General features: G+C 71.3%; 11 protein-coding genes. 4 read left to right on the top strand and 7 right to left on the bottom strand.

Annotated elements, in window-relative coordinates:
• Positions 1-1127: 1127 nt before the first annotated feature.
• Together ABT354_RS34350 and ABT354_RS34345 are read left to right on the top strand one after the other, a co-directional pair.
• On the top strand, positions 1128-1685 hold the full coding sequence (locus ABT354_RS34350; RefSeq protein ID WP_351501213.1) for a replication/maintenance protein RepL: 558 nt from the start codon (positions 1128-1130) through the stop codon (positions 1683-1685).
• The gene (locus ABT354_RS34345; protein WP_351501211.1) at positions 1682-2155 is read left to right on the top strand and encodes a helix-turn-helix transcriptional regulator; all 474 of its coding nucleotides are present in this window, start codon (positions 1682-1684) and stop codon (positions 2153-2155) included. Before ABT354_RS34350 ends, ABT354_RS34345 begins: the two co-directional genes overlap by 4 nt.
• A gap of 320 nt (positions 2156-2475) precedes the next feature.
• Here the strand turns inward: ABT354_RS34345 and ABT354_RS34340 are convergent, their stop codons facing one another.
• Positions 2476-3261, bottom strand: coding sequence for a hypothetical protein (locus tag ABT354_RS34340; protein ID WP_351501209.1), 786 nt, complete (start codon positions 3259-3261; stop codon positions 2476-2478).
• A gap of 115 nt (positions 3262-3376) precedes the next feature.
• Here ABT354_RS34340 and ABT354_RS34335 point away from each other — a divergent pair, with 115 nt between their 5' ends.
• Both ABT354_RS34335 and ABT354_RS34330 read left to right on the top strand, forming a co-directional pair.
• Positions 3377-3874 (top strand): hypothetical protein, encoded by a 498-nt coding sequence (locus ABT354_RS34335; protein ID WP_351501207.1) that lies wholly within the window; start codon positions 3377-3379, stop codon positions 3872-3874.
• Between the two features lie 297 nt (positions 3875-4171).
• Positions 4172-4681, top strand: coding sequence for a hypothetical protein (locus tag ABT354_RS34330; RefSeq protein ID WP_351501205.1), 510 nt, complete (start codon positions 4172-4174; stop codon positions 4679-4681).
• A gap of 110 nt (positions 4682-4791) precedes the next feature.
• On the opposite strand, the gene ABT354_RS34325 is transcribed toward ABT354_RS34330, so the two are convergent.
• From ABT354_RS34325 to tap, 6 genes are all read right to left on the bottom strand, one after another.
• On the bottom strand, positions 4792-5052 hold the full coding sequence (locus ABT354_RS34325; protein WP_351501203.1) for a hypothetical protein: 261 nt from the start codon (positions 5050-5052) through the stop codon (positions 4792-4794).
• The gene (locus ABT354_RS34320; protein WP_351501215.1) at positions 5049-5354 is read right to left on the bottom strand and encodes a DUF6247 family protein; all 306 of its coding nucleotides are present in this window, start codon (positions 5352-5354) and stop codon (positions 5049-5051) included. The genes ABT354_RS34325 and ABT354_RS34320 overlap by 4 nt, the downstream gene beginning before the upstream one ends.
• A gap of 77 nt (positions 5355-5431) precedes the next feature.
• Positions 5432-6001, bottom strand: a complete 570-nt coding sequence (locus ABT354_RS34315) for a hypothetical protein (RefSeq protein WP_351501201.1) — start codon at positions 5999-6001, stop codon at positions 5432-5434.
• A 131-nt stretch (positions 6002-6132) separates the two neighbouring features.
• A complete protein-coding gene (locus ABT354_RS34310) occupies positions 6133-6531 on the bottom strand; it encodes a hypothetical protein (RefSeq protein ID WP_351501199.1) in 399 nt (132 codons plus the stop codon).
• Positions 6532-6583: 52 nt separating this feature from the next.
• Positions 6584-7141: a telomere-protecting terminal protein Tpg gene (tpg, locus tag ABT354_RS34305; RefSeq protein ID WP_351501197.1), complete on the bottom strand. Its 558-nt coding sequence runs from the start codon at positions 7139-7141 to the stop codon at positions 6584-6586.
• Between the two features lie 3 nt (positions 7142-7144).
• Entirely contained in the window at positions 7145-9331 is a 2187-nt protein-coding gene (tap, locus tag ABT354_RS34300) for a telomere-associated protein Tap (RefSeq protein WP_351501195.1), read from the bottom strand.
• Positions 9332-9487 lie beyond the last annotated feature (156 nt).

Below are 9487 nucleotides of genomic sequence, written 5' to 3'. Positions count from 1 at the left end.
ATCCCGCTCCGCGGGATATGCCCCGGCAAGCCGGGGCATAGAGCGCGAATTGCGCAAGCGCAATTCGAATTCCCCCGCAAGCGGGGGAATGGAATTCCGCGAGCGGAATTCCGGACGGAATGCAATTCGCGCAAGCGCGAATTGGAGGCGACCGCGCAAGCGCGATCACCCGGGCTGGCTACGAGGGGAGGTGCATCACGCGCGGGCTGTGTAGGGCCTGGGGTTCCTGCCCACCACCCCCGCAACGAGAGTGACGGACCGTCGGCTCGATCGGGTGCCGGCCTCACCGCAGTGACGGGCTCCGCTGCGCTCCACCCTAACCACTCCCGCACCCTCGAAACCGGCCGCTGACGTTCACCAAGACCCCGCCAGCATACATGCCAAGCCGCTGCTGTGTGACGGATTTCGGGCATGTATCACCCGCGAGGGGGAACGCACACCCCGCGTGATGCATCACCGGTGCTGAGTGTGTAGCGTTTGGGTTCCAAACGCGCCACCCCTGGCCCCGTCCATAAGCTCACCTGCTGAATTTGATTCATGCGGACCGGAATGCCTCAGCCGTAGAACGGAAGCCCGATATGCGAATGCCGGAATTCGGCGTACGGAGGTACATAAGCCGTGCGGCCGCCAGGCCGTACGGCGGAGCCCACCACCAACACCGCCACTCCTCCGGGCTTTTGAGCGTCACGGTCGGCACCACCCGAGACTCAGAGCCGCTGGTGCCGCCTACGGTCCGCACCTGGTCCACGGAGCCGCACGCGAAGCCGCCTCAGCCCCGCCCGGGGGCCGACGGGCAGCAACTGGTCAGCCGCCGCTGGCGGATGGATCCGCGGCTTCCCGCGCCCGGTCGTCAGCTTCGCCGCTGCATGGATCGACTGGAGGGCGCAGCGCGGGTCGTCGGGGGCGCGCCTCTAAAGATCAGATAGGCGCAAGCCTCTGACCTGCGGAAACGCGGGAGATGTATGCAGCCTGGGTGAATGGATCACGCCCGAGGGGGGGCTAGTTGTATGCACGTAGGTGACTAGATCGTTTCTGTCCAGGGACACGCCCGCAGCGTGCATAGATCTCCTGCATAACATCGCAGATCTGCTATGTTATGCAGCCTCAACGATCATGGAGGAGAGCCCGTGGCCCAGCCCTTGAGGCGCAGCGCGGAGGCGCCGACGACCACGCCGCGGCTGGCCTCTGCCCCGCTGCCCGCCGATGGCGTCAACGGCATGCAGACGGCGACGCAGCTGGTGAGCAGCCTGGAGAGGCTGGCCAAGCGGGGCGGGACCTTCACGACGAGGGACCCGGTCAAGCCGTATGTCTTCTACGGCAAGGGGCACCTGAGCATGTCCCAGGTGATCGAGGACAACCTGTGGAAGTTCGATCTGAGCGCGATGTCGCGCAACGTCCTGGACCACCTCAAGACGCATCACGACCAGCAGGGCCTGGTGGAGATGACCCAGAGCGGCCTGGCCAAGAAGTACGGCTGCTCGCAGTCGAAGATCTCCCGCGCCGTCAGCCAGCTGTGCCACCACAACTTCACGTGGAGGGAGCAGCGCGGGGTGTACCGCCTGAACCCGCTCTACGCTTACCGGTGGGGCAGCGACAAGCAGCTGCGCCTGGTGAAGTCGCTGAAGAAGACCCTGGTCGATCACGAGATCACCATTCCGACTGTGAGGAACGAGGCCACGCGATGAGCTCCGCTTCCATCCCTGGTTTCCACAACCCGGAGATCTTCGAGGTCCTGCCGAACGCCTGCCTGTCCCCCACCGCCCGCGACGTCTTCGACGTGCTCACCTCCCGCCAGGAGCCGGGCGGCCTGGTCAAGATCCGCCAGCAGGAGCTCGCCGAGCGCCTCGGGCTGACCCAGTCGGTTGTCTCCCGGGCCATCAGCCAGCTGCGGGACAAGGGCATCATCAGCGAGCGGCAGCGCCGCGGCGAGGTCCTCATCCACCCCCTGCTGGCCGGCTACGAGTCGCTGAGCCACATGGTCAACCACCTCAAGGCCCCCGACACGTTCGTGTGGCCGCTGAACTTCCCGACCGGGGACATCCGCCCGCCGCGCGCCCGCGACGCCCGCATCGGGACAGGGTTCGACCCGGACCCCGACGGCGGCGAGGACGCCCCGCTGCCCGACGCACCGCCCTCCCTGCGCCTGGCCGGATGACCCGCGACACCTACCCGCCACCCCCACGGCGCCCACCCCACCGGGAGGGCGCCGTCGCCGTTCCCGGCCGCCGCGCCGCAGCACGGTGACCGGCCCGCCCGCCGTCCGACAGCGCGCTGCACCGCGTCGTGCTGCATGCAGCCGCTGCATAGATCTTTTGGCCTGCTGCACGAGCAGCACCCTTGTCCCGCCCGGCCCATGTAAATGCTGCGCTGCACCCCGAGCATGGCCGTGCTGCACCCGACCATCACCACCAGCAGCACGGAGCAGCAGCACCAGGAGCACGAGCAGCAGCCGGGCAGCAGCACTAGGAGCAGCGGCTACAGCACCGTCCCTGCCAAGGCCCGGCGGTCCCCGGTCAGGGCGTAGCGGCGGGCGGCGAGTCCGTGGTCGAGTTCGATGCCGATGTCGTCGCAGAAGTGGTCGATGCGGTCGGCGGCTTCGGTGTCGGTGAGGTAGCCGGGGGCGAGTTCGAGCATCAGTTCGCCGATGGCGTGGGTACTGGCGGCGAGGTCGTCGACGACGGCGCGCAGCGAGGCGACGGCCGGGTCCGCGGGTGGTTCGGCGGGTGCCGGAGGCGGTGCGGTGCGGACGTCGCGGACGGCCTGGCGGACCACCGCGTGCACCGTGGTCTCGTCGAGGGCCTGGAGGCCGCTGTGGGCGAGCGCGGCGAGTCGGCGGGTGATGATCTCCGCGACGGCGTCCGTACGGCTGGAGACGGCGATCAGGGCCCGCTGGGACAGCCCGTAGTCGAGCGCGGCCGCGGCGCCCGGGCCGGTGTCTCGCGTGCGGGACAGGTCGGGGCCGGCGGTGACGGCGTCGTGGATCGCGGCGAGGGCGCGGGCGACGTCGAGGAGCCGGTAGGCCTGGGCCCGGCTGATGCCGAACTCCGCCCGGCAGTACGACTCCCAGCTGCTGTACCCCAGAGGGAGCCAGACGCGGGCGGCGTGCGCGTCGCGGACCCGGGCGGCGAGGACCGCCACGGAGCGCAGGACGTCGTCTATCGCGTCGCGCAGCCCGGCCGTCATCGCCCGGGCCCGGTCCGCGGTGAGCGCCGTCCGCGCCGGTTCGGCGCCGTGCTCCTGGTCCTCGCGCTGCTTGCCCACCCCTCCATCGTCCTCCGGCCCGGCGGGCGCCACCAGGGCGTGCGGGAGCACAGCTGCGGACGTCGGCTGGTGCCCGGTGCGGCACGCGGGCCGGTGCTTGGTCGTTGGGCCCGGTATGGAGCTGCCGGAGCGGGTCGAGGGGCTGTCGGACGCGGCGTGCGAGGTGTGGGAGGCCGTGACCGAGGGCGGGTGGTCGCCGTCGGCGGCGTCGGACACGCTGGCCACCGTGGACGTCCTGGTCGACGCGCTCGCCCGGCTCGGGCCGCAGTTCGCGGAAGCACTGACGCCCGCGCTCGCCGCGACCGGATCGGCCCGCGCCCTCCTGGCGAACTCGGAGGACAGCCGCCAGGTCCCCGGCCTCCGGGGCGCACCCCAGGCGGCGACGGGCCCGGCGTTCGCAGGGCGGCACACCGTTCCAGAATTCTGGATCAGCCGGAACATGATGGTGGCCGAGCAGCTGTGGTGGGGCGAGCAGGAAGGCCGGGGCGGACCGGTCGCGGACATGTTCGCCGCCCTGCCGCCCCGCGCCATGGAGGAGGCGGTCCTCCGGCGCCGGAACGGCGAGGTCTGGAACGAGGTGCTGGAGGACCTGACTCGCCGCCACTCGGGCTGATCGCGCCCGCCTCACAGGCTCACAGCCTCATAGGCCACCGCGTCTACCTGGGAAAACGGCCTGTGAGCCTCCTAGCCTCACAGCATGACACCGGGCACGGGGCGGGTCTGTCACGACCTGCCCGGCGCGACGGCGGGCGCGGGCCGGCCGCACGAGCCGACGGGAGCCAGGAGGCGGGAAGGAGCGGGAGCTGGCGCACGGACGGCGGAGGGTTGCGTGGCCCCGGCAGGCCCGGGTCGTTGAGCACCCGGCCGCCGACCGTGCCGCGGTCGCTGACCGTCGAGGGAACGAGAACCGATGCCGAACAGGCCGCCGTACGACCCGACCTACGGCTTCGACCACGCGACCCGGACGGTGCGCGTCCATCACCACGACCTGGCCCGGCTGCTGCTGATGTTCCGCTCGCTGATGCGCGAGTCGCAGAAGCCGGGCTCGTGGGAGCACATGCACGACTACGACCTGTCCTTCGAGCGCCTCGCGGACGCGGCCGACGCCGCTGCGGAGATCATCCACGGCAAGAAGTGGAAGGGTCCTGACCTGCGGATGCGCTGCACCACGACCGAGCCGGTGTACGAGTGGCCCGAGGGCGGCCCGTACGACGGGGAGGCGACGTTCACCTGGAGGGTGCCGGGCTACGGCTCGCACGCCTCCGAGGACGACCAGGTCGAGCTGTACTCGAACACGGCGCTGTGCGGGTTCAGCTGGGCGAAGGACGACCGTCCGCGCCGGGTGGAGGGCCTGCCGGAGTGCCCGGAGTGCCGGCGCGAGGTGCAGCTCGGTGCCGACCGGCCCCGCGGCGCCTGGTGACAACCGCCGTTGCCACCAGGCGGCAACGGATGGATACGGCGGTGGCTACGATGCGCAGCGGCCCGGCCCCGGCAGTTGCGATGCCGGGGCCGGGCCGTTGTCACGGGGTGCTATCCGAGCCAGACGATGTTCAGGACCGTCAGGCTGTGCCGGGGCCGGTTGATCCAGAAGGTGACGGAGAGCTGGCCGACGGCCGCGTAGCGGACGTCCTCGCCTTCGTCGTCGCTGGTGTCGAACTGCCGGAAGCCCCATGGATCGGCGGCGGCCGCGGTGAGGATGTCCCACACGGTGTCCGCCGCGTACTCGGGCAGGGCGTCGAGGGCCTTGGCGGCCGGGGCGGAGACGCGGACCGCGTACGGCGGCGGGCTCACCGGCGCTGTCGGCGGAGCTCCGCCAGGTCGACGGCGTCGCTGTCGTCGTAGCCGGAGGCGACGAACGCGTCGACGGCCGGGGCGTGCGCGATGCGGCCCTGCCAGTCCTGGACGACTTCATAGAGCCCGGCCAGGGAGAACGTGCGGCGGGATTCCTCGAGGGCGGCCGCCCACTCCCGCTCGAAGGCCGGCACCCAGCGGTCCGCGCGCTTGTCGGCGCGGAGCTGGGCAAGGAGTTCGGCCGGCGCCCCGGGCGCGGGGGCGAACGGCGGGATGGGGGCGTGGTCGGGCTGCGCGCTCATCTTGTCCTCCCGGCGGGTCCTCCCCTCACCGTACGCGCGCCGGGTGGCCGTGGATGCGGGCATGGGCGGATTCCCTTCTACCGGCGCAGGGTGCGGGCGACGGCTCGGGCGTGCCGGCGCATCGAGGGTTCCTGGCGGTCCCAGGTGGCGGCGAGGTGGTTGAGGAGCTCGGCCGTCGCCCGTTCTGAGTCGCTCGGGTCGCTGGCCAGCAGCCGGTCGGCGGCGTAGGCGATGTCGGCGGCCCCAGACGTCGGCGGGGAGGCTGGCTCCTTCCCGTGGCCGGGGCGCGGGGCGACGGTCAGCTTCAGGGTGTACTCGTTGCCGGTGCGCGTTTGCGCGGTGATGGTGTCGAGGTTGAGCGGCCCGAACGACTCCTGGCCGAGTGCGGCGTGGACGAAGTGCGGGTGGTTGCCGATCGCGGCGGCGACGGCGTCCCAGGCGTAGGCCACGCTCTCAGCGTCGGGGACCGGCTCTGGGGTGGTCAGGGTCAGTTCGAAGCCGGTGCCGTCGGCGTCGCGGAACCAGACGGTCTCGTCGCCGGGTTCGACCGGGGCGACGAAGGTGATGTGCGGGCTGCCCAGCAGGGCGTCGGCGATGCGGACGGTGTCGAGGAACGGGGCCTTGTCCTGGTTGGTGCCGGTGTCCATGGGCGGTCCTTGGGGAGTGTGGGTGGTTGTCGTGCTGGCCTGATCGTGCTTGCGTGAAGGGGCTGGGTCCCCGGCAGTTGCGATGCCGGGGACCCAGCCCCACTTTTTCGGTGCGCGGCGCTGGCCCGGTGTCAGGCGGCCGGGGTGAGGGCCAGGGTGTAGTGGCGGCCGGTGGCGAGGTGGACTGTGAGGAGGTCGCCGTCGGCGGTGGTGGCCCGGTAGGCGGGGTGGGCCAGGAGCGCGGGGACGACCACGTCGCGCAGTACCTCGTGCGCGGGCCCTTCCACCGCGGCCGGGGCCGGGGCGCCGGTCGGGTTCTGGAACACCTCGCCGTCGGGGCCGGTCCGGAGGTCGAGCGCCCAGGTGCCCGCGGCCGTGGTGAAGACGATGTCGCCCTCTGGGCCGGAGTCGGTGACGCCGCTGGTGCCGGGGTGGGCGTCCAGGACGTCGGCCAGGCGCACGGCCTCCTCGTCCACCGCGCCCAGCGGGCTTTTGTCCAGGTCGATGAGCGAGATGTCGGATTGGGTCATAGTCCAGCCTTTCTTCTCGGTAATTCCTTATGGGGTTAAACGATGGCCTCGGTTAGAAGGACACGTCCAGGTAGTCGATGTCGTTGATTTCGACGTCTGAGAGTCCCATGGCGCGGGCTCCGCCGTCCTGGAAATAGACTTCTTTGAATCCCTCGGCGACGATTTCGCGCATCGTCTGGTCGCTGGCCCCGTCCTGGCGGGCGTCGAAGAGGCGCTGTGCGTAGTGGGCGGGGAGGCGGACGGTGAGGCGGCGGAAGCGGCCGTCGTCGGTGGATCCGGCGGAGGACGTGTAGCCGAACCGGGCCCGGGTCTCGACCGTGATCCCGGTGGCGGCGGCCTGCTTGTGCCGACGCTTGCGCACGCCGGGCTGCCAGCGGGACCGCACCGCGTCGTCGATCTTCGCGGCGACGTCGGCGCGGGCGTGCTTGCGGGCCCCGCGCCGGTAGCGGTTCACGGAGTCCGCGGTGACCCCGATCTCCGCCGCCACCGCCTTCGCGGATCCGTACTGCTTGAGCAGGTAGCCGATCTGGCCCTTCAACGTCTTGGGCGGCTCCTTGGTGAACGCCTCCCGGTCGGCACGCTCGATGGCGTCGTCGATCTCTCCGGCCACGGGTCACTCTCCTTCGTCGAGGACGGCGTCGCCGCCCTTGATGTGGCGGGCCGGGTTCAGCCCCTGCTCCATGAGGTCGACCGCCCAGGACATCTCCTGGACGCCTTCCAGCTTCGCCAGGCCCGGGGTCGGGCCGAGGCGGAACCCGCCCGGCTGCGGCTTCCCGGAGGCGGCGTAGGGGAGGAAGTCCAGCGGACTGGCGCCCGGGGAGGGGTAGACGACGCAGTCCGAGAGCACGGCGAGTGGGAACAGCCCGGTCATCCGGGACATGTTCAGCAGCTTGCGGTGCATGTTGACCCGGGCCTTGGAGATCACGGCGGCGCGGATGTCCGGGCGCCAGGTCGGCCGCATCATGGCCGGCCACGGCTCGCCCTCCTTGTAGTGCTTGCCCTGCGGGTTTTCGAACAGTTTTCCGATGCCGCCCTTGACCGTGCTCTTGATCGCGGTGAGGACGGCGGCCATCGCCGGGTCGACCTGCTTGTGCCGCTCCATCGCGGCGAGGAACTCGGTGTCGGTGAGGTCCTTGGTGACGCCGAGGTCGGCGAGGGTGTCGACGTAGGCGTTCTTGAGGCGGTCGTGCCACGGGTCGAGGTACGCGCCGGTCTCGCGGCGCAGGTACGCCTCGATCGGGGCGACGTTGTGGCCGAGCTCCTGGGCGTAGGCGACGGTGTGCGTCTGGTACCAGGCCGGGCCCGTCGGCCGGGTGCCGTCCGGGGTGAACGGCGAGGGCAGTCGCGGATCCAGCTCGATGTGGGACAGGTCCACCAGCCACGAGCCCGGGATCTTCGGATTGAACTTCGGGCCGACGAAGTGGTCCGGGGCCGACAGGCCGACCGTCAGCCTCGCGGCGGCCGCGAGGAACGCGGTGTTCAGGTCCAAGCCCACCGCGAAGGGCAGTAGGCACTCCTCATCGGTGAGCGTGTCCACCGACCTCACCCACTGGTACGCCTCCTCGCGGAGGAAGCCGCCCTTCCACCCGGAGTGGTAGATCGCGGGGTGCTCGGGCTGGCCCTCCGGCGGCGCCGGGTCCATCGGCTCCGTCCCCAAGCTGCCGGGGTTCGGCCCGCTCACCCAGTTCCCGGTCTCCTCATCGCGCACGGGCCGGGTCGGCGGGCGCAGCGCGGTCATCAGTTCCAGGCCGGAGACGGCGGTGGAGCCGCGGGGGGTGATGACGCGCTGGGCGTAGACGCCGAGGACGCGGGCGATGTCGGCCGGCTCCATCTGCGTGACGCCGGGCCAGGAGCGGGAGTCGAGAGCGTCCCAAGACAGGACCGCCAGCTGCACGCACTGCCGCTCGCGGCCCTGGGCCTTGCGGTAGATCCGCGCCCAGGGGCCGAATCCGCGCTGGGTGAGCTGCCAGCGCGCCTTCAACACCTGCTTGACGACCGGGTGGTCCTCTTCCAGACGCAGACCCCGCCGGTCCTCCAGGCGCTCGGGCAGCCCCAGCTTCACCGCGGCCGCCGCGGTGAGGACGATGAGAGGGTCGGAGTCCTTGCCGTACCGGTGCAGCTTCGGCGCGCCGAGGCCGGCCTCGCGCAGCGTCCACTCCACCAGCTCCACCACCGTGGTCGCCGGGCAGTCCAGCACCAGGCCGTCGACGCCGTACGCGGAGCCGTCGCCGTCAAGGACGGCGAGCGGACCGTGAGGGAACCGCGGATCGGCGGCCGGGCGCGCGGTGGCCTTCTTCGCCGGGCGCCGGGACGACGTCGCCGGACGGGCGGGACGCTCGGGCGCCGGCTTCACCGCAACACCGATGTCGGGCTCGGTCTCGTCCTCCTCAACGGTGGGCACGCGGGTGAACGTCTGCGGCACCTCGGGCCGCAGAGGCAGCGAGTCCAGGGCCGCTACGCGCTCCGGCGACATCCGCGCGGGCCCCTCCTCCGTCTGGGCGCTCTGCTTCTGGTCCCGGGCCCACCGGCCCAGCGGAACGTCCGGCCCGGGGGCCGGGTACTTCGCCGCCCACCCCTTCAGCAGTCGCTGGTACGCCTCCAGGCGCGGCGACTTCGGCTCGCTCCTGCCGTTCTCGTAGTTCTTCACCGTCTGCACGGTCGACTTCAGCGCGGTCGCGAGGCGGGCCTGGGTGATCCCGGCCGCCTCACGGAGGCGGGCGCGCTCCGCCGGGGGCGGGAGCTGCGGCTCCTCCTCCAGCAGCGCGTCGATGTTCGCGAACAGCTCTTCCTCGGATGCCATGTGCGGTCTCCTCTCGCGCTTCACCCTAGCACGATTTACCCTATCTTTTAGCTTGTTTTTTAACCCGCCCGGACTCTCTCGGGGGGTGGGGGTGGACATGCAAGAAGGCCGCCCGGCGGATGCCGGACGGCCTTCAGAGGCGTCTCAACCCTGGGT

This window comes from Streptomyces sp. NPDC000594, assembly GCF_040299965.1.
Taxonomy (GTDB): domain Bacteria; phylum Actinomycetota; class Actinomycetes; order Streptomycetales; family Streptomycetaceae; genus Streptomyces.
Note: the sequence above shows the minus strand (reverse complement) of the source record. Positions and strands in the feature narration are given on the sequence as shown.